At 54.1% G+C, this 23,303-nt stretch carries 19 protein-coding genes; 10 read left to right on the forward strand and 9 right to left on the reverse strand.

What is annotated here, in order from left to right:
* Positions 1-8: 8 nt before the first annotated feature.
* Positions 9-995: an SIS domain-containing protein gene (locus RS9916_RS11655; RefSeq protein WP_007099622.1), complete on the reverse strand. Its 987-nt coding sequence runs from the start codon at positions 993-995 to the stop codon at positions 9-11.
* A 76-nt stretch (positions 996-1,071) separates the two neighbouring features.
* Here RS9916_RS11655 and RS9916_RS11660 point away from each other — a divergent pair, with 76 nt between their 5' ends.
* Genes RS9916_RS11660 through RS9916_RS11680 form a run of 5 tightly spaced genes read left to right on the forward strand, consistent with a single transcriptional unit; the run spans position 1,072 to position 5,993 of the window.
* Positions 1,072-1,269, forward strand: a complete 198-nt coding sequence (locus RS9916_RS11660) for a hypothetical protein (protein ID WP_156777535.1) — start codon at positions 1,072-1,074, stop codon at positions 1,267-1,269.
* Entirely contained in the window at positions 1,270-2,364 is a 1,095-nt protein-coding gene (locus RS9916_RS11665; RefSeq protein WP_007099624.1) for a hypothetical protein, read from the forward strand.
* Positions 2,357-3,607 carry a CCA tRNA nucleotidyltransferase gene (locus tag RS9916_RS11670; protein ID WP_007099625.1) on the forward strand — a complete coding sequence of 417 codons (1,251 nt, stop codon included), beginning with the start codon at positions 2,357-2,359 and terminating at the stop codon, positions 3,605-3,607. Before RS9916_RS11665 ends, RS9916_RS11670 begins: the two co-directional genes overlap by 8 nt.
* Positions 3,604-5,100 (forward strand): hypothetical protein, encoded by a 1,497-nt coding sequence (locus tag RS9916_RS11675; protein ID WP_007099626.1) that lies wholly within the window; start codon positions 3,604-3,606, stop codon positions 5,098-5,100. The genes RS9916_RS11670 and RS9916_RS11675 overlap by 4 nt, the downstream gene beginning before the upstream one ends.
* Before the next feature lie 2 nt (positions 5,101-5,102).
* Entirely contained in the window at positions 5,103-5,993 is an 891-nt protein-coding gene (locus RS9916_RS11680) for a sulfotransferase (RefSeq protein ID WP_007099627.1), read from the forward strand.
* A 16-nt stretch (positions 5,994-6,009) separates the two neighbouring features.
* Here the strand turns inward: RS9916_RS11680 and RS9916_RS11685 are convergent, their stop codons facing one another.
* Complete coding sequence (locus tag RS9916_RS11685) at positions 6,010-7,779, reverse strand: hypothetical protein (RefSeq protein ID WP_007099628.1); 1,770 nt, start codon at positions 7,777-7,779, stop codon at positions 6,010-6,012.
* Positions 7,780-7,865: 86 nt separating this feature from the next.
* Between RS9916_RS11685 and RS9916_RS11690 the strand changes: the two genes are divergently transcribed.
* Complete coding sequence (locus RS9916_RS11690) at positions 7,866-10,253, forward strand: UvrD-helicase domain-containing protein (protein WP_007099629.1); 2,388 nt, start codon at positions 7,866-7,868, stop codon at positions 10,251-10,253.
* Positions 10,254-10,275: 22 nt separating this feature from the next.
* Here RS9916_RS11690 and RS9916_RS14570 read toward each other — a convergent pair whose 3' ends face one another.
* The gene (locus RS9916_RS14570) at positions 10,276-10,416 is read right to left on the reverse strand and encodes a hypothetical protein (RefSeq protein WP_007099630.1); all 141 of its coding nucleotides are present in this window, start codon (positions 10,414-10,416) and stop codon (positions 10,276-10,278) included.
* Between the two features lie 3 nt (positions 10,417-10,419).
* On the opposite strand from RS9916_RS14570, the gene RS9916_RS11695 reads away from it, so the two are divergent.
* Positions 10,420-11,397 carry a hypothetical protein gene (locus tag RS9916_RS11695; RefSeq protein ID WP_156777536.1) on the forward strand — a complete coding sequence of 326 codons (978 nt, stop codon included), beginning with the start codon at positions 10,420-10,422 and terminating at the stop codon, positions 11,395-11,397.
* Here RS9916_RS11695 and RS9916_RS11700 read toward each other — a convergent pair.
* Positions 11,342-12,262, reverse strand: a complete 921-nt coding sequence (locus RS9916_RS11700; protein ID WP_007099632.1) for a sulfotransferase — start codon at positions 12,260-12,262, stop codon at positions 11,342-11,344. The genes RS9916_RS11695 and RS9916_RS11700 overlap by 56 nt on opposite strands.
* A gap of 155 nt (positions 12,263-12,417) precedes the next feature.
* Between RS9916_RS11700 and RS9916_RS11705 the strand changes: the two genes are divergently transcribed.
* The gene (locus RS9916_RS11705) at positions 12,418-13,155 is read left to right on the forward strand and encodes a hypothetical protein (RefSeq protein WP_007099633.1); all 738 of its coding nucleotides are present in this window, start codon (positions 12,418-12,420) and stop codon (positions 13,153-13,155) included.
* Here the strand turns inward: RS9916_RS11705 and selD are convergent.
* Genes selD through RS9916_RS11730 form a run of 5 tightly spaced genes read right to left on the reverse strand, consistent with a single transcriptional unit; the run spans position 13,152 to position 20,580 of the window.
* Positions 13,152-15,260 carry a selenide, water dikinase SelD gene (selD, locus tag RS9916_RS11710; RefSeq protein WP_038023732.1) on the reverse strand — a complete coding sequence of 703 codons (2,109 nt, stop codon included), beginning with the start codon at positions 15,258-15,260 and terminating at the stop codon, positions 13,152-13,154. The two genes, RS9916_RS11705 and selD, sit on opposite strands and share 4 nt — an antisense overlap.
* Positions 15,250-16,569 (reverse strand): hypothetical protein, encoded by a 1,320-nt coding sequence (locus RS9916_RS11715; protein ID WP_156777537.1) that lies wholly within the window; start codon positions 16,567-16,569, stop codon positions 15,250-15,252. Before RS9916_RS11715 ends, selD begins: the two co-directional genes overlap by 11 nt.
* A gap of 1 nt (position 16,570) precedes the next feature.
* Positions 16,571-17,611, reverse strand: coding sequence for a UDP-glucose 4-epimerase GalE (galE, locus tag RS9916_RS11720; RefSeq protein WP_007099636.1), 1,041 nt, complete (start codon positions 17,609-17,611; stop codon positions 16,571-16,573).
* 10 nt (positions 17,612-17,621) lie between these two features.
* Positions 17,622-19,373 carry a Wzz/FepE/Etk N-terminal domain-containing protein gene (locus tag RS9916_RS11725; protein WP_232199581.1) on the reverse strand — a complete coding sequence of 584 codons (1,752 nt, stop codon included), beginning with the start codon at positions 19,371-19,373 and terminating at the stop codon, positions 17,622-17,624.
* Positions 19,374-19,386: 13 nt separating this feature from the next.
* Positions 19,387-20,580: an SLBB domain-containing protein gene (locus tag RS9916_RS11730; RefSeq protein ID WP_083773061.1), complete on the reverse strand. Its 1,194-nt coding sequence runs from the start codon at positions 20,578-20,580 to the stop codon at positions 19,387-19,389.
* Between the two features lie 168 nt (positions 20,581-20,748).
* On the opposite strand from RS9916_RS11730, the gene RS9916_RS11735 reads away from it, so the two are divergent.
* Positions 20,749-22,104 (forward strand): exopolysaccharide biosynthesis polyprenyl glycosylphosphotransferase, encoded by a 1,356-nt coding sequence (locus RS9916_RS11735; RefSeq protein ID WP_071961572.1) that lies wholly within the window; start codon positions 20,749-20,751, stop codon positions 22,102-22,104.
* A 129-nt stretch (positions 22,105-22,233) separates the two neighbouring features.
* Positions 22,234-23,301: a nucleotidyltransferase family protein gene (locus RS9916_RS13570; protein WP_007099639.1), complete on the forward strand. Its 1,068-nt coding sequence runs from the start codon at positions 22,234-22,236 to the stop codon at positions 23,299-23,301.
* Positions 23,302-23,303 lie beyond the last annotated feature (2 nt).

Below are 23,303 nucleotides of genomic sequence, written 5' to 3' on the forward strand. Positions count from 1 at the left end.
GCCAGTCATCAGGCCAGACCTGCCTGGACCAGGTCATGGAGTCGCAGTAGTCCGTCCAGCTCCCCAGCGGCATTCACCACGGGCAGCACGGAAATCGGTTTGCGCCGGTTGTGTTCCATCCGTTGGATCGCATCCACGGCCATCAGCTCTGCCGTCACGGTGATTGGATCCGCCGTCATCAGGTCTTTGGCCTGCAACGATGCCCAGCCTTCAGGGTTTTGGTCACGCAGGGCTCGCCTGAGATCGCCATCGGTGATCAGGCCCACAAGACGGCCTGCATGCTCTGGGTCCTCCACCCAACCACTACCGATCGCTCCCTGGGTGAGTTGGCTGATCACATCCGGCAGGGGCGTCTCGGGCCTGAGAGCTGGCAGCTGCTGGGCCGGCACCATCAGGTCGGCCACGGTCATGGTGAGCTGTTTGCCCAGTGATCCGGCCGGGTGATTGATGGCGAAATCAGCCGGGGAGATGCCGCGCCGTTCCATCCAGACCGCCGCCAGGGCATCGCCAATGGCCATAGCCACTGCTGTGCTGGCGGTGGGGGCGAGGTTGAGGGGGCAGACCTCCCGGTCGACGGAGGCTTCCAGCACCACATCACTGCCCAGAGCTAAAGAGGATTCCGCCCGCCCTACCAGGGCAATGCGCGCGGTGCCCCGGCGTTTGAGGTGGGGCAGCACCTCGAGCAGCTCGCTCGTTTCGCCACTGTTGGAGAGCAGCAGGCAGACGTCGTCAGGAGCTACCACGCCCAGATCCCCGTGCAGGGCATCGAGGGGATTGAGGTAGAGGGCCATCAGGCCGATGGAGGAAAAGGTGGCGGCGATCTTGCGGGCCACGATGCCGCTTTTGCCCACGCCGGTGATCACCAGCTTGGCTTTGCGATCCGCGCAGCGTTCCAGGAGGGCCAGGGCTCCTTCCACCTGATCAACGCTTAGACGATCAGCCGCAGCAGCGATGGCGGCCGCTTCCTCCTGCAGGCAGCGGGTGAGTGCAGACAAGGCAGATGGCGTCGCGCGTGTGCCGATTCTGGGCCCTGGCGCTGCTCGTAAGCTTTTCCAAAGGACAGGCAGGTTCGTGAACAAGGCGCTAAAGGCTCTGGTGCTGGTGGCGGAACGCCTTGGCGGCCCTGGCTTTGTGCAGATGCTGCAGCAAATGCAACTTCCACGTTTTCGCTTCTCGTTCTTTGTTGGGGAGTACTTCGAAGTGGGTGTCGGCAAAGATCTGGACTACAAACGTTCCAGCGATCACTGGAAGGTGTGGGTCCGCAGCTGAATGGGGATCCGTGCTCAGCTACGCCTCGCTTTCGGTCTTCCGGCCCCCCCGCGTCGGCCACCACCAGTGCGCTGCTCGGTGGAGGGGCCTCGTCGTCTGATCGCTTACCTGACAGGAGGCTCCCAGGGCTGGATTCTCGAGTTCCTCTGGCGAGACATCACGGCGATGCCGGTGTGGGGCGAACAGAACGCGCCTGAACTGCTGGTGGCATCCGATCGGGCCAGCCTGGCTGCGGCCATGGACGGGTCCAATGCTCTGGTGGTGGTGATGTTCCAGGGCCATCTCCAGCGCCTGTTGCGCGATGGCATCCCGGCGGAGCGGGTGATTCTTTATCTCAGCCATTCACGCATTGGCTTGGCGCTTCCTGATCTCAACCAGCTCCATGCTGTCTTGGCGCTGAATGGTCAGGAACAGGCGCTGCTTCGGGTTGCGGGGGTGGAGTCGCAGCGGTTGCACTGGTTCCCTGCGGGCTACGACCCTGGCAAATTTTTTCCTGGTCCACCTTTGGCGCAGCGCTCCATTGATGTGCTGCTGGTGGGGCGGTATGTGCCGAAGACGAACCCGAGTTATCACGAGCGCAAGCGTTTTGGCCTGCTTTGCGAGCTCTCAGGCCTGCTGATTGATCAGGGTCTGCGGGTGGTGGTGCTGGGCAGCGGCTGGCAGAGCTGTGATTATCCCCTGCCCTCATCCGTTGACGTGAGGGATGTGCCCCACGGCGACTACGGCGCGATCTACCGCCAGGCCCGGCTGGTGTGCTCCGTTTCTGCCCAGGAGGGTGGACCGGTGTCGTTCCTGGAAGGTTTGGCCAGTGGTTGCCTGATGCTGTCAGTGCCCACTGGCTTTGCTGCTGATTTTCAGTGTGGGGTGGACGGCATCTGGCATCTGCCGCTGTCGGCGTCAGCAGCGCAGTGGTGTGAACAGATTCAGCACTGCCTGCAGCGCGGTCAGGCGGATGCGGGCATGGCGGCTGGTGACGGATCACCGCAGCGGCAGGCCTATCTCCGCCAGGCGCAGTTCGAGCAGTTGGCACGGCAATTGCGCCAGCTCTGTGATCAGCCGGTGTCAGACGGCAGCATGGAGCGACCCCATGGCTGAAGCCTCCCCTGTGCAGCTGCCAGGTATTCCAGACAGTGTGTTGCTGGCCTTGCAGGACGAGGCGCGGTTGCAGGGTGGCGTGCGGCTGGCGTTGGTGGGGGGTGCGGTGCGCGATGCCCTGCTGCATCACAACCATCGGGATCCCTGGCGTGAGCTGCCGGATCTGGATCTCGTGGTGGAGGGCAGCACAGAAGCCCTGGCTCAGGGGTTACGCCAACGGCTTGGTGCTGAACGGGTGCCGGAGCTGCGGGTGCATGGCAGTTTCGGCACGGTGGAGATGGTGCTCGACGGCGTGCTGCTGGATTTGGCCCAGGCTCGTCAGGAGCGTTATCTCGCCCCTGGAGATAACCCTGTGGTGGAGCCAGGCTCTTTAAGGAACGACCTGGCGCGGCGCGATTTCACGGTCAATGCCATGGCGCTGGTGCTGGGCGTTGGAGACGCTGAGCCTGAATTGCTGGATCTGCATGGGGGGCAGGAGGACCTGGAGGCGCGTCAGCTGAACTTCCTGCACGTGGGAAGTGTGCAAGACGATCCCACCCGTGTGGTGCGGGGGGCTCGTTACGCGGCGCGGCTTGGATTTGGGCTGGCTCCCCAGGCCTTGGAGCAAGTGCAAACCACGGTGGGGGCCTGGCCCTGGCCATGGCGCCAAGGTGATGCCCTCGATCGGGTGCCGCCAGCTTTGGGCACCCGCTTGCGCATGGAGTTGGAGTTGCTGTTGGGCCGGGAGCCCTGGCGGCAGGCGTTGGGGTATTTGCAGGCTTGGGGTGCGTTGCCCCTGTTGGACCCATCGCTGCAGAACGATCGCTTGTTGTTGCGTCGTTTGCGCTGGGCCGAGCGGTTGGGTGTTCCTTTGCTCTCCGCCCTGGTGGCGGCCTCCGCATCGTCCCTGGCCTTGGCCCAGCGGCTGCAGTTGCCCTTGCAGCAGCAACGTTGGATCGAGGAGCGGATGGGGTTTCAGATCTGGTTGGCGGAGCAGGTGCTGCCCTGTTCCTGGCAGGACTGGTCTGCGGCCCGCTGGACGGAAGCCTTGGAATCACGCCCCTGGAGTGCGGAGGTGGTGGCGCTGGAGGTGGCGTTGATGGGCCCCTGCTGGCGGCCGTTGTTGCGTTGGTGGGGGCGTTGGCGCCATGTTCAATCACCGCAGACAGCGCGCGACTTGATCGCAACGGGCCTCAAACCCGGTCCTCAGCTCGGGGAGACCTTGCGCCAATTGCGTTTGCAGCGTCTGGAGGCGATGCGATGAGCGGAGCGCTCGGGGTTGTACGCCCACGTCTGGGACTGGTGTTGGTGGTGCTGGTCTGCAGCGTGTTTGCCCTACGGGCGCTGCTGCTGATTGATGCCACAGGCCTCTGGAGTGATGAGCTCTACACCGTGGGCAAGAGTTTTCAGCCCAGTTATGCGGCGCTGCTGGCGATGCTGCGGCTGGATACCCATCCGCCGCTCTATTACTCATTGGTGTGGATCTGGGGGCGGGTGCTGCCGGCTTCGGCCGTCACCTTGCGGCTGTTCTCGTGGTTGGCCTATCTGGCGGGCGGTCTGCTGATCACGGCGCAGGCTGGAGCTCTGGCCAGGCGGTGGTCTGGGGCCAAGCCGCGGCTGGCGGTGGCTGCTGCAGCGCTGATGGCCTTCTGTTCGCCCTACCCCGTGCGCTTTGCGATCGAGGGCAAGGGCTATGCCCTGTTGGTGTTGCTGGTGGCGTTGGCCTGGTGGTGGCGCCAGCGTCACCAGTGGCTGGGCTACGGCATCAGCGTCGTGTTGGCGGCACTCACCCATTACTACGGACTCTTCCTGTTTGCCGCCGCCGCTGTGTGGGACGGCTGGCGTGGCCGTCGCAGGGCTTCCCTTGTTGCGTCGGTTGGGTTGGTGCCGGCTTTGCTGTGGATGGTGCAGGCTTCGGCCTACCTAATGCGCAATGGCACAGGTGCCTGGATCGGTCGGCCGGATTTCGCATTGTTAGAAGACACCCTCGCCAGGGCTCTGGGCCTTTGGCCGCTGCCCAAGCTGGCTTTGCTGCTGCTGGTGGCGGTGGTGGTTGCGCGGGCAGGTCTGCAGGCGAGCCCACCGGATCAGAACCCCCGTTCAGAGAGTCCTGGTTTGGCTGATCGCAGCGGGCTGACGCCGAGCTTGCTGATGGTCGGCGGCGTCGTGGCGATGTCGTTCTGGAAACCAATGGCGTTCAGTCGTTATTTCGTCGTGCTGCTCCCGGCTTTGATTCCCTGGTTGGCCGTGCGCCTGTCGGCGTTGCCGTTGACGCAGCGTGGCCGCGGCGTGGTGGCTTTGGCGGCTGCAGCGCTGGTGCTCAGTTGGTGGTGGCACAGCTTCTGCGAGTTGGATCCGGCCGTGAATGGCCATGGGGCTCGGGAGGCGGATCAGTTCCAGTTGGTTAGTCGCGCCTTGGCGGCGGAGCCCCATCGCTTCTCGCGGCGAGAACGGCTGTTCAATCTCAGCGACCGCATGGAGGTGGCGGCTGGTCGGATGGCGCAGCCCGAGGTTCCCTGGGGTGGGGCATCCGAGTTGGATCAACTGCTGGTTTCGTCTGCTTTGCCTGACGAGCTTTGGCTGGCCGATAGCGGCGATGTTGAGGGAACTCGTCGGCGGCTGAAGGCGTTGCGGCGGCGGGCGGAAGGGGCGAGTTACCGCTGCCAAAAGGCCGAAATCGCAGGCTCTGGCAGTGCTCCCTATGCCCAGGTGCAGCAGTGCCAGCTGGAGGTACCCCTACATTCAGAGCACCGCTGACCATGCCGGGACTGATGCCGCTGCAGAGCCAGCAGACGATCAAGCCGCGGGTGCTCTACATCACCAGTCGTGGCCACAGTGGCTCCACCTTGCTGTCGCTGCTGGTGAGTGGTCACAGCCAGGTGGTGAGCGCCGGTGAGTTGAAGATGCTTTCCAATCCCGACCCGCAACGGCGCCTCTGCAGTTGCCACCGGCAGGTGCCATCGCAGTGCCCCTTCTGGAGTGTTGTGGAACAGCGTGTGAAAGAGCAGGTGGGCTGTTCACTCGATCAATTGCTGCTGGTGGATGAGGGCGATGACGCCACGTTCCGGCGCCACAACGAGGCCTTGTTCAGCGCGATCGCGCAGGTGAGCGGCAGTGCGCTGATCGTCGATTCCTCGAAATCCCTGCCCCGGCTGTCTCGCCTGCTCTCGGTTGAGGCCCAGGGGGCGGCATTCGAGTTTCATCCTGTGCATCTGCATCGCGGCCCATTTGGCTCGATGAACAGCGCTCGCAAACGGGGGGATGCCCTCCGTCAAGCGGCCTACAACTACACCCGTTTGTTTTTTCTCACCCGGGAGCGGTTGCGTGGAGTTCGCGCGCTGCGTGTCTATTACGAGAATCTGGCGGCCGATCCCCGCGCGGAGATGCGCCGGGTGATGGCCTGGCTCAATCTCCCGCTCGAGGAGGGTCAGTTTCAGTGGCGTGATGGCGTCCGCCGGGACATCCACGGCAACGACATGCGCTTTGGCAGTTCAGATCAGATCCGTGTGGATCAGAGTTGGCGACAGCAACTCACCTGGACGCAGAAGCTGGGGGTGTTGGCCTGGACCCTGCCGGTGCGGTTGCGCTCTGCCTGGTTGTTCCGCCGCGTGCGGCTGTGGATCAAGCCTGGCGTGGATCCCTTCCCCTGAAATCTGCGGATCGCGCTTAGGGCTTGCGTTCGTAAATGGCGCCGTAGTTCATCCCAGGGCGGAAGCGATAGATCTCGGCATAGCGCTGGCTTTCATTGCCCAGCACTGACAGCCGGCGTTTGTCGATGTTGGCGAGCAAGTCCCCTGGTTTGGGTTCGTAGGCCTGCCCGGCACCGATGCCATCGATCACCGTGTAGGTGACCTGATCGGGGTTGAGTTCGATCAGCCGCTCATAGGGAAGGCGTTCGTATTCGCTGCGGCCAAACCAGGTCTGCATGAAGATTAGGTTGCGTGGTTGGCCGGTCTCTCGCCGCTTCTTCAACAAGTGATCCAGCTGCTCGAAGGTGGATTGCCACTTCTGTTGGTTGGTTTGGATCTTGCTGATGCGTTTCCGGAAATTCTTTGGCTGACCGCCTTCCAGAGCGAGCACCCCTCCACCGATCCCTATGGCGATCGCTCCCACAAGGGCGGGGTTGGCTCTGCTGCCCAGTGACGGGGCGACCCACTGGCTCCAGATAAAGGCCAGATCCAGCACGGTGATCAGTTGTACTGGCAGGGTCCAGAAACTTTCGTAGGGGTAGCCAACGCTCAGCCACAGCCCCGTGGCATAGGCCAGGGCAGCCAGGTTCAGGCCATCGGTCAGATGGGCTTGGCAGCGTTGCTTCGCGATCAGAAGCCAGCGACTGAAGGCAAACAGCAGCAGTGCCACCAGGCGCCAGTCAGCCATCAGCGTGAAGCGGTCACCACTGTCGAAGCCACCGTTGGCGGCGTAGAGGCTAGGCAGCAAGCTGAGCACTCCATAGGCCGCGATCGCTACGAGGCTGAGGCCCATCAACCACCACTCGAGGGCATAGGAGGTGCGCTGTTGCCCGCCCCGGCCCGTGGCTGCCAGCAGCAGGGTGAAGGCGGCGGGGGCGACGAACAGCACCACAGCGATGTCTTTCACGAACACGCCCACCAGGGCGCAGCTGAAGGCGAGCGCAAACGAGCTCCTGCCCTCATGGGTCTGATGGGTCAGCAGGGCTGTAATGAAAACGGCTAACAACAGGGTGAGCAGCCGTTCGCTGTAGATCAACTGGAAGAATCCCCAGCCGATGGCGGGGTGGAAAAGCAGCAGCAGGCTGATCAGCCAGAACTGGCCGGGTCGTTCGTGTCCGTCTGATAACTCGCTCACCGCGCGGTTGGCTAAGTGCACGATTGCCACCAGCTCCAAGGCACTCACCAGGGCCCAGACCTTCACGTAGGGCGTGAACCAGCTGAGGAGGTGCAGGTCCTGGTGGGCGAGGGGAAAAAAGCGAAAGCTGTTGGCCCGCATCGTTTCGTTGATCAGGCCATCGCGAAGCTGGAAATGGTCCAGCAGCGGGGGTGCCTGAATCTCCCGGAGCCAGCCCTGTAGTTCGGGGTAAAACCCCGAGGTGCTTTGCACCATGGCAATGGTGTAAGTGCTGAACAGGATCAGCAACAGCGGATGCTCGCGGCACCAGCGCAGCACCCGTTCCCCCCGTAGGAGTGGAGGTTCGAGGTAGTGCTCGGTGTTGGTCGTGGTTGCTTGTTGTGCCCCGCGCCAGAGGCCGGCGATGGTCAGCCCTACGCCGCTCAGCAACAGGCCATGGGAGAGGTGGTTGTAGTGCCGCAGCAATGCTCGGCCGGCATCTGATGAAGGTGTGGGGAGGCCGCTGTGACCACTGAGTAACACCATGGCGGCCGCCAGGACGCTGACCCCGACCAGGCCGGAGGCGATCAGGAGCCAGCGCAGGGACGGAGGTGGTTGCAGTGCCGGAACCATGGGCAGAGAAGCGTTCAGGCCCTGCTTTCGTTGGAATCGAGGCTACGTCCGGCGCTGGGGCTAGTCGTGAGCGATAGCCTCACCCCATGAGTTTTCTTGCCGGTCTCAACGACGCCCAGCGCCGGGCGGTGGATCACCATGAGGGGCCCCTGTTGGTGGTGGCTGGAGCTGGCAGTGGCAAAACCCGGGCCCTGACCCATCGCATCGCCCATCTGATCGGTGAGCACGGGGCCGACCCAGCCCAGATCCTGGCGGTGACCTTCACCAACAAAGCCGCCCGTGAGATGAAGGAGCGGCTCGAGTTGCTTCTGGCCCAGCGTTTGGCGTCCAGTCAATTCGGCCAGCCCTGGAGCACCCTGCCGGCGGTGGAGCAGCGGCAGCTGCGGTCGCGTATTTATCGGGAGGTGACCAAGGAGCTGTGGATCGGCACCTTCCATGCGCTGTTTGCGCGCATGCTGCGCTTTGACATCGACAAGTTCAAAGATGCGGAGGGCCTCACCTGGACCAAGCAGTTCTCGATCTACGACGAGGCCGATGCCCAGAGTCTGGTGAAGGAGATTGTCACCCAGGAGCTGCAGCTCGATCCCAAGCGTTTTGAGCCCAAAAAAGTCCGTTGGGCGATTAGCAACGCCAAGAACCAGGGCTGGCTACCCGATCAGCTGGAGGCCAATGCCGAGGGACAGCGTGGCAAGCTCATGGCCGATGTCTATCGCCGCTATCGCAAAGCTCTGGCGGCCAATAACGCCCTCGATTTCGATGATCTGCTGCTGCTGCCGGTGCAGTTGCTTCAGCAGAACGAGCAGGTGCGTGGCTACTGGCACCGTCGTTTCGCCCACGTGTTGGTGGATGAATACCAAGACACCAACCGCACCCAGTACGAGCTGATCAAGTTGCTCGTGACCGATGGCAAGGAACCCCAGGTGTACGACAACTGGACTGGGCGCTCGGTGTTTGTGGTGGGCGATGCAGACCAGAGCATCTACAGCTTCCGTGCTGCCGACTTCACGATCCTGATGGGCTTTCAGGACGACTTCGGTGACAAGGCTCCTGATGACGCCACCCGCACGATGGTGAAGCTGGAGGAGAACTACCGCTCCACCGCCACGATCCTGGAGGCGGCCAATGCCCTGATCGCCAACAACAGCGAGCGGATCGACAAGGTGCTGCGGCCCACTCGCGGCGAAGGGGAGCTGATCACTCTTACCCGTTGCGACGACGAAATCGCCGAGGCCGAAGCCGTGGTGCATCGGCTGCGGATGATGGAGGCGGCCAACCCCGAGCTGAGCTGGGGCGACATGGCTGTGCTGTATCGCACCAATGCTCAGTCACGGGCGATCGAGGAATCGCTTGTGCGCTGGCGGATTCCCTATGTGGTGGTCGGCGGTCTGCGCTTCTACGACCGGCGCGAGATCAAGGATGTGCTCGGTTACCTGCGGCTGCTGATTAACCCGGCTGACACCGTCAGCCTGCTGCGGGTGATCAACGTGCCCAAGCGAGGGATTGGCAAAACCACGATTCAGCGCTGCACCGATGCGGCCAATCAGCTCGGCATTCCCCTCTGGGATGTGGTGAGCGATCCGGAAGCGGCCCGTTCCCTTGGGGGGCGTTCGGCCCGTGGGCTGTTGCAGTTCTGCGAACTGATCAACGATCTCAAGCAGCGCATTCACGACACACCGCCTTCGGAGCTGATCCAGCAGGTGATGGAGAAGAGCGGCTATGTGAGCGAGCTGATTGCCGAAGGCACGGACGAAGCGGAGGAACGCCGCCGCAACCTGCAGGAACTGGTGAATGCAGGTCTGCAATACCAGGAGGAAAACGACGAGGGCGATCTCGAGGGCTTCCTGGCATCAGCGGCGCTGGCGAGTGATGCCGATAGCAAAGACACCGAAGCCGACCGGGTCACCTTGATGACCCTGCACAGCAGTAAGGGGCTGGAGTTTCCGGTGGTCTGCCTCGTGGGCCTGGAGCAGGGGCTGTTCCCCAGCTACCGCTCCCTTGATGATCCGGCCTCACTCGAGGAGGAACGGCGTCTCTGTTATGTGGGCATCACCCGCGCGAAGGAACGCCTGTTCCTCTCCCACGCCAGCGAACGACGCCTTTGGGGCGGGATGCGGGAGCCGGCCGTGCCCAGCGTCTTCCTCTCTGAGTTGCCGGAAGCCCTGGTGCAGGGCGACATCCCGCGCTCGGGCGGCGCAGCGATTCGCCGTGAGCAACGTTTAGATCGTCTGACCCGGGTCGATCGCGCCAAGCCCACCAGCGCGCCGGCCAATGCGGTTCGACGCCGTCAGGCCGGCCCTGCCCCTGGCAAAAGTTGGTCTGTGGGGGATCAGGTCAGTCATGCCAGCTTTGGCATTGGCGAGATCACCCACACCTTCGGTAGTGGGGAGAAGGTGTCGATCGCGGTGAAGTTCCCCGGCATGGGGCCGAAGATCCTCGATCCGCGCCTGGCGCCGATTGAGCCCGTGCAGGGGTGATGCGATGGGGTGGCGAGACCGGCTAAGGCGCGGGTTCCGTCGTTGTTGGACCGCATTGTGGTCTGCCCCGCAGCCCCCAGAGCTCGATCCGGGTGTAGCGATCGATGGAGGCAATGGTTTCGGCGGGCAGAAGTTGCTGCGCTCCATCCAGCCGGCTGGCCATCAAATGCAGAGGGGGTCGCAGCTGCTTCCATTAGCGGATGTGCAATTGATCACCCGTTATTGCGGGATTGAAGCGCCCTACTGGCCCAGCTTTCTCAGGCATTACTCCTCCTTGGGTGTGGAGTGTCTCCATGTCTGCGTTCAGACCGACGCAGATGCCAAGGCGGTGGAAGCGTCTGTGATGTCAACGGGTTTTCGGTGTCAGCTGCATCGATTGCCGCTCGCGTTGTCGCCGGATCAGGCCTTGAAGCAGTTGCCTCTAAAAGCGCTGGTCCATGGAGCTGCTTACACCTTGCTGGTGGATGGGGATGAATACGTCACACCGTTGCGCTCGGATGTGGGTGTGGCTCAGTTGTTTGCTCTTTTCCCGGATGTGCAGCAGTTCTTTCTCCCCTGGTTGATGACACCGTTTCTTGACGCTGGTCAGCCTCCGCGGTATGGGTATTGGGGGCATATCGGTAAGCCAGTGGTGCGCTCCGACTGCATGGCTGGCATTGCTTTTGATCACGGCTTTTTTGTTGATGAGACCCATGCCAATCACCGCTTGGGCTCCGCTCCAGCGGGTGTGTTTGGTTTGGCGATCGCCCACTACTGGGCCCGTGGTTTTCGCGAGTGTCTGCTCAAGACCTTTCACAACCGCTTCAACGATGCCAAGAGTGTCGATCGCTTTGAGGCCCTTGCCCTGATCCGTGCTGGTGAGTTGCCAATTCGCCTTCGGCTGTTGGCCTTTCTCACGCTTCAGCAGGGGTTTGTGCCGCTGCCGTCTTGGCAGGAGCAGTGGATTGATCGAGGCCTGGAAGCTCAGTTGCTGCGCCAGGTGCTGAGTGAGGAGGAAGAACGCCGCTGCCGTTTCTGTTTTGACCGTTATCAGCAGTTGTTGCGCGCTCACCTGCCGCAGCTTCCTCTCTATCCCGCTGCCTCGTTGCTCACGTTTGCGAAGCTGTTGCCGAGCTTGGCTCAGTTGGAAGCTTCTCGGTTGTAACCCAGCGTGCATGGGGCCAGAGATCAAGCACCGTCTCGCTGAAGCGATCCACCATCGCTGCATACACATCCCGGTAGGCGAGGGCCACGGTCTGCTGCAGCTTTGGGCAGATATCGATCGTTTTGGGCGAAGCGTTCACCCGGGTGCCGAAGTCGGCGGCGGGGAGATCGAGCTCCAGAAATGCAGCCAGGCGTTGATGGGCGTCTGGGGTGAACAAGCGTTCGTAGAAGTCGATGTGGATCTGATTGGTAGAGAACACTCGCTCCAACCGCTCAAGCGTGCGGTGGTACTGGGTTTTGGCGGCAAAGCGGGGATGGTGATGCAGCAGGGCGAGGGCCGTTTCCTCTTCGCGATAGCCGCAGAGGTCGGGAAAGCGGTTCTGGCGTCGCAGCATGCGCAGCTGCGACCAGACTCGCTCCACTGGATCCCGCAACAGCAGGATCACCTTCACGTTGAAACCGCCTTTCTCCAGTAAGTGGCGGATGTGCTGGAACTGCTGAGCGCTGAGTTCGCTGTAGTGGGGAGAGATGTCTCCCGTTGCCAACAGCTTGGGGTCACGTCGCACCAGAGTGCGGAAATAGTGGCGATAGGCCCTCGGGTCCGTGCGTATCCACTGGAGCTGATCTGTTGCAGACAGCTGCGCAAACCGTTGCGGATCGAATTTTGGCGGGCGTGTCGGCCATGGCCATCGGTTCTTGGGTCCCGTGGACTTGATGCTGGGGAAGGCTTTGTATTCCTTGCAGCCCCCCAGATCAACTGTGGAACAGCGACTCAGCTCCCGGTGCAGCCAAGTGGTGCCAGCTTTTTGTGCTCCCACCCCAAGAATGAAGCTGGGTTGTTGCAGAGTGGCGCGACGGCTTGGCACGGTGAAGGGCGCGGCAGAACAGGGCGGGATAGGCTCCCGGGGGCACCTGGATCATTCAGGCTTTGGCGCACAAGTTATACGTTTGTGGTTACTGGCCAGTTCGTGGAAATCTGAAGCGATCAGGAGAGCATTACAACACCCTGCTCCCTCAGACTTTGCAGCTGATCCGCGGTGAGGAGTTGGTGTTCTACTCCTCATCGGAGGAGATCCTCAGCCGGGTAGAGAGCATTTGTCAGCAGTTTTCGATTCGCATGCGTCCGGTTTTGCAGGCGTTGGAACATCTCCCGGCCTGGTCCTTGGCTGATCGTTTGGTGCAGTGTTGTGGGGCCATGCAGCTCGATCAGTGGCAAAAACCTCGCTCCTTTGGTGGTGAAAAGGGCGTGATTCATTACTGGCGCGACTACAAAGGTGCCGGTCCGGATGCATTTCGGGCGATGCATGCGGTCTGGCTAAGCAAGCTCGCCCTGGTTGCTGAACAGGCCAGTCAAGTGGAGCATGAGCGCCTTGCCTGGATGGATTCCACCGTCGCTCGTTTTCAAGGTCTTCGATCGAATTGGCGGTTCAGGGTTGCGAACGAACATCCGCAAAAGTTCTCTCATTACGGCAGCGATATGCGTCGTTTTGGTCGTCTTCTTCCACTGAATGCCTCCTATATCTCAGGCCCGCGTCTGCAATGGCCAGCATTCCAAAATCTTTTTTCAGAGAAAGCTGAGTTGGCGACTCAGATGCCCTATGGGAATGATGAGGAAACCATCCTTTCGGAAGTCATTCGCGAGCAACCGCACTGGTTCCAGTGCATCGGCATGCCTTACAAACGGCTGACGGGTCGCCAGCTAATGAAAGCGCGTCTCAAGGATGGTTTGATGGCTGTTTATCCCAAAGTGCATCCTTAGGCCTGGCCAATGGCGATCCAGCCTTGGTCTCCCAGGATTCGAGCCGTGGCGCCGGCGCAGCTCACTAACAGCGGGCCGCAGGTTTGGGGGTCGACAAGCAGTGCTTCGAGACCAGCCTCAAGGCTGTTGCTGACATCTTCAGAGTGCTGAATCGTCCGCACACGACTGCCCAGGCTGGCCAGGGCTCTCCGGTTTGAGGGGGCCAGGGTGCTGGCTAGACCGCTCTTCAGTAGATCCAGGGCTCCCTCGAAGCTGGGGATTTTTTCGATCCAGAGATCGACGCAGGCTGCAGGGCTGGCGGCCAACATTTCGTTGAGGTGGCCCAGTAACCCAAAGCCGGTGATGTCTGTGCAGGCATGGATGCAGCCAGGATCCTCAGCTTCGAGCTTGAAAAGTTCGTGGAGACGTGAGTGCTGGCTGGTGCCTAGCTGCTTAAGGCAGGCATCAAGATGCCATGGATCACAGCGCCCTTGCATGGCGGCTGCAAACATCACGCCGCTTCCAAGGCCGCGGCTGAGCAGCAAGACATCTCCAGGCTGGATCGGTCCTTTCGACCAGGGTTGTGCGCCCGTTGGGGTTTCACCTGTGACGCTGAGGCTGAGCTGACAATCGAGGGCTGATGGGGTTGCAGACGGCTGGCGCGATTCCATCGTGTGGCCGCCAATCAAGTCAGCTCCTTGTTCTTTCAGGGCGGATCGCACACCGGCCAGGGTCTGGCTGAGCAGCTCCACCTGATGGTCGGGATCGATGGCCGGCACGGTCACGATCGCGTGCACGGTGGTGACGCGGGCGCCTGAGGCCCATAGGTCTGAGCAGGCATGCAGAGCGGTCAACCGTCCGTTGAGCCAGGGATCCGGGATCAGTGCAGGGAATCCATCCACAGAGCTGAGCACGGTGGCGCCGTTGTCGGTTGCGCCAATGGCTTGGGCGTCTTCAGGTTGCTGACCCAGTTCCCCAATTCCGCAGCGTTGCAGGGCCTGCTCGAGGGGGGCGGCTGGGAGCTTGGCGGCGCAACCACGGCAGGCCATGGAGGTTTTTTCTGCCTCGCTTTCAGCGCTGACCATGGAGTCATTGGGCTGGAGCATGCCTATGAAGCGTTGATCGAGATGGCGCTTCCAGCGCCAGATCCAGCGATGGGGGCCAGCCCAGACGGAGCCCCAGATCAGCCAGGCCGAGGGTGTTTGCCCTGGCATCGGACAACCGAGCAATTGCAAGGCTCGTTGTTGGGGGTGCCATGGACGCAGCGGTTGTTGTCGACTCAGGCGCTCGAGGTTGTTGGCGAGTGGATTGGCGGCTCGGACGGCCCAGACCCCAGAGGCTGGGCGTCGATGGTGCTCAATTACGGCGCAATCGCCGGCCGCGAAGATCTTGGGATGACCCATCACTTGCAGGGTCGCGTCGGTTCTCACCCGACCCTGCTCGTTGCAGGGGAGTCCACTGGCTTCCAGCCATGACGGCGCATGACTGCCAGTGCAGAGCAGCGTGTTTGCGGTGTCCGGGGCTGGTTCAGACCTGATGGCAATACCTGCTTGTTGCAGGTGCTGAATCACATTTTTGTCGAGTGAAGAATGCTTGGTATGCATAATCAGCTTGCGGTTGGACCAGCGTTGTCTGAGGGCAAAGGCAAGTTCAATTCCTGCTAAGCCCGCGCCAACAATTCGGAAAGGTTCTGGTGATGGGTTGTCGGCTCTTGGATCTTGTTGTGTAACTGCCTCTAGGCCAGATTCCAGGGGCTTGATGCTGATGGCGTGTCGGAAGTCTTGGCGGTTAGTAATTGCTCCTACATTGAGGCTGAGTCGGTCAAAGTGCAGTGCAGGTCGATTGCTGAGGAGTAGTTCTCCATCCGGTTGCAGCCCAACAATCTCTGCTTGAACGAAATCGACTTGGGCTTGCTGGGCCAGCCAGCGCACATTGATGCTGATTCGATCGCGCTGATCAATTCCAGCGATATAAGCCGGCACCATGCCGGAATACAGCGAAGCACTGTGATTGCTGACAAGAGTGATCCTCCCCTGAGGTCGCTTATGAGGCTTCATGGCCCAACGTCTGAGCAGCAGGGCGTGGCTGTGGCCACCGCCAGCAAGAATTAAATGCTCAGAAGCCAATGCTGAACTGGGTGATCCAACGCAATTCGTCGAAGCTCACAATTTCGTCGTTTTCAGCAAAGTGAACGCCTGCGGTGACACGCAATGGGATCCCTCCGGTGAGGTTGGCGGAGATGCCCAAGGTGGCACGACCGATGGCGTATTCCACAAAGGTGCCCCACCACTCGTCGAAGACAAGGCTGACCGATCCAATGGGCCCCCAGCAAAGATTTTCATCAACTTTGCCTACCTTTCGGTTGGACTCCACAGGGGTGCAAGTGAAGTTGAAGGGTTCGTCCTTGTCGGTGAGGCTTGCGAAACGCCCCGTGCCAAGGCCGCCGTTGGCGATGAACAGCGGATAGTCCTTGCCGTTGTCTCCCAGCCACCAGCCATTGGAGGCCATCAGATAAAGGTTCCGTCCTGTATCGGTATTATCATCCCACTGGATTACCTGCTCGCCACCAAAGGCAATGCCCCCTGTGTCGCCGATGGCCCGTGCGATGCGGAAGCCAGAGGAAACGCCATCTTCAATGCCTGTGCTGCCACCGGGAATATCAGGGTTGTTCTGAAGGCTGCGGAATGAGGTGTTCAGTGCAACGCTCCAGTTTGTGGTTTGAAGAATATTGGCGTGAATGATTCCCCAGCCATCAAGATCTCCGGAGTCTCGAGCTGGAATAAACGGATCGCCTGGATTGCGACCGTTCTGATAGTCGTAACCAAGAATGCTGACATCGCCAAACCAGCGTTGGCTCCAGCGGAAACCATTGGGAATTCGTAGGCTGATGTCGGGTCCAACTAAGCCATCGCCAAAGGCAACCGAGCGATTAAGAGCTTGGATCGGTGGTGGAGGTGGTGGACCTGGGAAAATGCGAGGCGGCATTGCTGCTTCCTGGGCGACGACCTCTGGGGGCGCGGCTTCTTGTTCGTTGGCTGACGCACCAATTTTGTCTTTAGCCAGGTTTTCGCTATGGGTAGACACAAGAGGTGTATCACTTTCTTGGATAGCTTCCCACACTACAGTGGTATTTAGATGAGTTCTATCTGCAGGAGACTCGTTTTCGGATATGCGCACCCAGATTATCGAACCACTTTTCTGATTCTTTTTAGTTTCAGTGAAAGGTGCGATTTCCCAGACGAGGTGTTTGGTAGGCGTTGAGTATTGTTTCGTATTTTTAGATTTGAAGCCTTGATTGCTTTCAGGGTTTGATGTATTTTCTTTTACTGGACGCCATATCGGCTGCGCTTGAAGTGGACGAGGAGAAATAATTGGCAATAGAAATAATAAGATTAAAAGGTCAATATAATAGCCTAAATTTTTAGTTGAAATCATCTTATGTATTCTTATACCCATCAGGATTCTTTGACTGCCAGGACCAGCCATCTCTGCAAATATCAGTAATGTCTCTTACGCATCTCCATCCTATTTTATCTGCTGCTAGTGTTGGATCAGCGATGGTAATTGCAGCATCTCCATTCCTCTTTTCAACAATCTCGTAAGGGATAGAATTTCCAGATGCAATTTCAAACTCTTTAATCAGCTGAAGAACTGAATACCCAGAACCACTCCCTAAATTAAGTGTTACTAGTTGTGGCTTATCGTTCAACAAATAGTTAAGAGTCTCCACATGTCCCTCTGCTAAATCCATTACATGAATATAATCTCGAATACCAGTTCCGTCTGGCGTTGGCCAATCTCCACCAAAAACACTTACTGAATTTCTTCTGCCTATTGCAACTTGACTTATATAAGGAAACAGGTTATTAGGTGTTCCTAGAGGGTTTTCACCAATGAGACCGGAAGGATGAGCCCCGACAGGATTGAAATACCGTAAGCAGGCGATCCGCCAAAGTTGAGAGTTGCTATCGAAAAGATCAGTCAACATCTGCTCAACAGCTGCTTTTGTATATCCATAAGGATTAATTGGTTTTATAGGTGCAGTTTCTTTAATCGGTACTTCAACTGGATCACCATAAAGAGTTGCACTACTGCTAAATACTAAAGTATTGCAGTTATTATTTGACATCGCTGACAAAAGCGAATAGGACCCGCAAACGTTGACATTCCAATATTTCAATGGATTGTTTACTGACTCTCCGACGGATTTAAGCCCCGCAAAATGAATCACACCCTCAAATGGTGCTCCTTGTTTGCTGGCAATGCTAAATACTTGGTCAAGAAAATAATTATCACAGATATCGCCTTTAATATATTCCAATGATTTAAGTGAGATATCTTGAACTCTTTTCAAAGCAAGCTCAGAACTATTAGAGAAATCGTCGATGATGGTTATCTCATGTCCTGCTTCAAGTAATGCAATGCATGTGTGGCTTCCTATAAAGCCGGCTCCTCCAGTGACAAGTAATTTAGCCATCTTAAAATCGCTAAATATTTAATGTTGAAACTAGATTTGTATCTAACAATACCCAACCAGTGACGTCACCACCTTGCAGAATCAGCTCTTCTCTAAGTCTATAAATATCATCTCTTTTCGCGGCTCCCAGTGCAGTTATTATCACTTGAGTGCTACATGCACGTGTTTCTAAAAGGTTTTGATTTAATATGATAGTTTTATTCGCGCCAAGATAAGTTTGAAGATGACTGGAAAAATTTTTCACTATAGCATCATCAATCTTCCCTAAAGTAATAAGGGCAATTGAATTGTGTGCCAATAAGGGACCTTGCGCGATAAGTTTTATTGGTTCAATCCATGATTTTTGAATCGTTTGATCAGGGTATGGAAGGCGGTTAAGAAGAACGCCAGGAAGTACCGCTTTTAATTCTCTTATACTAAAAATTAGCCCACTTCGCTTATCTATGGTTAGAGCAATGAAAGCGCCTAGAAAAATACCTATAAGTAATCCAGATCCAATTATTCGGTATTTCCGAGGACTAACAGGATTTTCAAGCATTGTTGGGGAAGATATTAATTCCCAGGGGGATGCCTTTCGAGCCTGTTCTAATCGGAATTGATTAAGTTGGTTTTGCAAAGAAACCAGAGTAGCCTCATCCCGCAATGCCTTTTGAGTTAATTGCCTGTGAGCATTGACTACATCTTTGGGACGATCAAGGGCAGACAGATTTGCAACTGCTAAATCAAGCTCTCCTTTAAGAAGTGAGATTGTTTGCGTGTTAATATAGCCAATAAGGGCCATTCTTTCTCTCTCAAGCTTTAATATCAGTGGGTCAGTATCAGTAAAACGAGAGCGATATTCTGCGAGTTTTGTTTCTAGTGAAGTAAGTTGATCAAAAGTTGATGACTTATCGGTAAGTGCTGAAATTTGGGAGGCAAAGTACAAAGAACCTCTTCCAGCATCTTGAGCTCGTTTGATTTGTAATTTAAGTGCTCTAATTTTTTGTATAGCTGCGGTTCTAGCGGCTTCTATGCCACCACCTGTTCCAGAGACAGCCTCTCCAGGTCTACTGCCTGACGCACCACCAGAAACAGTACCAGCTAGGGGCAGTCCATCGAGTAATCCAAGTGCATTAGCATATCCATAATCAAGAGCCTCCTTTGTACTAGCTTCTGACTTTAACTTAATATCTATAATTTGTTCTTCTAAGTAAGAAATTACATTTTCCAGTTCACGCCTTCGTCCTCTATTGGAATAGTCTTGATATGTTTTTGAAAGCATTTTAGATATTGGTAATACTAAACTTTTATCAGAATCCCTGTATGCAACTTTTAAAACTGAGGTGCCCTGTAATTGCTCGGCAGAAACTGATGAATTAACCCAGCTTTGAAATGTCAGATCATCAGTATTAGTCTTTGTTTTATTTGCAATTACTAGATTATAGACTGGTCTTAATACAGAAGGACTTCTCAAAATTTGGAGCTCTGTTGCTATCGAATCATTCCCACTTACACCGCTTAAGCCCGCTATAGCTGCCAGTGCTTGATTTTGAGATAATATTGACTCACCTCCTGCCTTGTTCGCACTCAGGACTATCTCAAATTCTGCTTGATAAACTGGACTTGTACGTGCAACTTGGATCAATCCTAAGCAAAGACCTGCAATGCCCCCACCAATAATCCAATGTAAACGGCGAAGACAAGCATTTTTTAGTTCAATCAGATCAATCTCGCCTGTGAGAATATCTAACGATTCTATTTTTTTATCTGAGGAGGAGGTCATTTTCATTCTTAATCTACCTAAAAAGATTGTAAATTGAGTAAACGCCAACCGCCGGACCAGTGACCTCATTAAGTACGTCTAGAGTTGCGGATAAAGGAGATTGATTAACTCTAATGACATCTCCACTCATCAATATTGGGTTAGTAAATGATCCGGCCGAATTACTACCATCACTGAAAAAATTCCGTTTATCTGTGCTTCCATTACGATTGAACCGAACAAACTCAACTTGTCCACGCAATAGCTTTTGTCCTCCTGCTGCAGCTAATGCTTGATCTAACGAAGCTCCTTGTGGCAAAATCTTCATACCGGGGTCACGTACTCTACCTGTAATATAAACTTGAATAAAACTAGGACTTAAATTCGTTTGACTTGCTTTGATAATTTGATCTCTAAGTTCAGTAGTGGACCTTGTGACGAATACTGTATCTCCGTCTACTAGTCTAAGATTTCCAGATTCATCACCATTGGTTATTAACGATAAAAAATTTACTTTTGCTCTCATTGATCCACCGCCTTCACTCAATGGGCGCTTACGTGTTACGGTGACCTCTTCAAGATTTGAAAATGGAGTGACTCCGCCAGCTACTTGCAATGCATCAAACAATCTAGGTAATCTATTGGAAGATGGATTTTGTTGACCATTATTTGATAGATTATTAAATTGTTGAACAATTTCGGATTGCATTTTGATGTTTGAATTAAGGTTAAGAGCATCGCGCCTGGATGCATAATCTTCGGATATGACTGTATTGGTTGTACTTAGATAATAGTATCCAGGACGAGCCACTTCACCACCTACGTAAACCCTAACAGGCCGATACGCGGCAGGACTTACAAAAATATCTGGATCCTTAATAAAGGATGCATATTGGGAGAAAAGAAAATACCTTAGTTCTTCAACTGTCAATCCCTCAACATATAATGATCGGAGCCTTGGCAAATATAAAGTACCATCTGGACCAATCGAATAAACACCAGAAAATTCTGGTATATTGATTAATTCTATAAATACCGAATCTCCCGGACCTAAGATATAATAATTACTGTGGAGACTCTTTTGAGAAATACTTTTATGTTCAGTTGTCTCTTTTTGATAATCAATCTCATTAGCATTACTTGCTAGAGGGAAAAGAATGATGGATAAAATTTGGAAGAATAAGAGGAATTTAAAGTTAACCAAGCTTTGAACACTTAACCCTAACATCTTATTTCTGGACTACCATTACAGCCTGATCAGTGGACACGGCTCGTACTGTCCGATTCGGGGCAACAAAGGTGTCAATCATGCTATATGTTGAAATGAGATTATTTTAGGTTTCACCATAAGCAAATAAGATGTTTATTTATCTTTTTCAACGGTAATAACCACTATATGCAATTCAGAATACCGTGGATTCTTTCTAGAAAACGATTAATTGCCGCAACATTACTTGATTCTGTAATCTTTATTGCTAGTTATACCTTTTCATTTCGCTTAAGCTTTGAGCGTTGGCCTGATCTAAATTTTTCAATCGCTTTTTTTTTAATCTATTGGTTAATTGTTAGTTATGTTATAGGACGTTATCCTAGGTCACATCATCCTCCTCAGATATCCACTTTATTAAATATTAGTCAACAATTATTCAAAACCCTCTTTGTTGCACTTTTAAGTACTTGTTGCATAATCGTTTATTATAATTTTTTCAAACTTACTAACAGCGTTGAAAGTGTAAATATATTTTTACTGCAAAGTGGCATCTTGTTTTGCATTATTAGTTCTAGCTCCCAAGTACTTTTTGACGACTGGATAAGAAGAAATTCGAAGAAGAATAATTTATGGACATTCATAGGGTCGCAAAACAATTTTCATAAGCTTCAGAATTACCTTCAGTGGTCTCGAGTTCCTGCAAAGTTGTACTTTGCCGAAATAGATAATTTAAACATATGTAGTTCCTTGCAAATTGTTGTTGATAACTATACCGACTATAATAAATCGCAGCTTGATAAGCTTCTTCACTTTCAACAAACAGGAATTACCATAATCACCAAATACTCTTGGTGTAAACTTATCCTTCAACGTTTTCCTCCTGATCTTTTAACAGAAGTTGAATTATTACGTGGTGAATTCTCCATGCCTCAAAGTAATTTACAGACTCGCATTAAACGGTTAGGAGATGTTATAATTTCACTTCTATTACTTATTTCATCTTTCCCATTAATATTCTTTTCATGTTTTTTAATTTTCTTGGAGGATGGTAATCCAATCTTTTATTCTCAAATACGTAGCGGGTTGTCTGGTAAGTCTTACAGGGTTTGGAAATTGCGTACTATGTACCGTGATTCTGAGAAAAATGGACCTCAATGGGGAATGAAAACTGACCCTCGTGTCACCAAGATTGGATATTTTCTAAGAAAATTTAGAATTGATGAACTTCCACAGCTTTTATGTGTTTTAAATGGAACTATGAGTCTTATTGGACCACGACCTGAACGTCCAGAATTTGATGTTCAGCTTGAGGCCGAGTTGCCATTTTACAAATTACGTTATAAAATGAGACCTGGTCTAAGTGGATGGGCTCAAGTCAACTATCCGTACGGAGCATCTGTCAAAGATTCAGCCAATAAACTCAGTTATGATCTCTACTATCTTAGAAATGCATCACTTTGGTTGGATTTGCTGATTTTGGTGAAGACCATTCGACTGGTTTTTAATGCTCAGGGCTCTATACCTGTCGACAAAATTAATTAACAATTTTAATCTATAACTATAATAATGCAATCATCCCTTTTAAACGAAGAATCTGCAGCATCCGCTTCTTTATCAGATATATTTACTAACCAGATTTTTTAAAAATCAACCTTCAAGACACTCTAAATTTTGAATCACTCCTTTTCTGGTCCTAGCAATCTTAAGAATCTTCTTTTATCGGCTGACGCGAAGATTCTCGACGCAATGCGAGTTATTGACTCTACACCCGCCCATATTTCGCTTGTAATTGATAAAGCCAATAAGTTAATCGGAACCCTGACCGACGGTGACATTCGTCGTGCATTGCTTCACGGAGAATCTTTAACTTCTCCTGTAGAAAATATCATGAATCACGACTTTTATGCATTAGTGCACAATCAAGACAAGAGTCATGCCTTAGATATCATGAAAAAAAAGAAGATTAAGCAGATTCCCATTGTTAATTCTTCTGGAGAAGTTATTGATTTATTGTTCGATGATCAATACAACACTTCAAATGTAGTCAGCAACCCTGTGGTGATTATGGCGGGAGGTAAAGGTACTCGTCTTCGTCCATTTACCGAAAATTGTCCTAAGCCTATGCTGTTAATAGATGGCAAGCCAATGCTTGAAATACTGCTTGAAAATTGTATTTCCTCAGGGTTCAGAAATTTTTACTTCTCTGTAAATTATCTCAAAGAACAGATTATTGATTATTTTGGCGATGGTAAATCATGGGATGTTTCTATTAACTATCTTATAGAGAGTGAGCCGTTGGGTACAGCAGGTTCACTTAAATTGTTGCCCAAAACTGTAAAAGAGCCAATATTGGTTCTAAATGGCGATGTTTTGACAAGCTTAAATCTTTTGCATTTATTAGATTTTCATACACATCACCATGCTCAGGCAACTGTATGTGTCCGTCAAAATCAAACCACTATCCCTTTCGGTGTTGTTCAAGTTGATGGATTGGATTTAATTGATTTCGAAGAAAAGCCTGTTTACTCACATTTGGTAAATGCTGGAGTTTATGTTATTGACCCTATTTTGTTGACTAGTATTCGTCCTGATTGCTTTACTGATATGCCTACACTGTTACAAGTTTCTCGCTCCAATAGTGAGCGTGTTATTGTTTATCCTATTCACGAGTATTGGATTGATGTAGGTCGCCCTGAGACATTAGAAGAAGCACATAAAACTTGGAAGAATCTAAATTAAAT

It is taken from the genome of Synechococcus sp. RS9916 (assembly GCF_000153825.1).
Taxonomy (GTDB): domain Bacteria; phylum Cyanobacteriota; class Cyanobacteriia; order PCC-6307; family Cyanobiaceae; genus Synechococcus_C.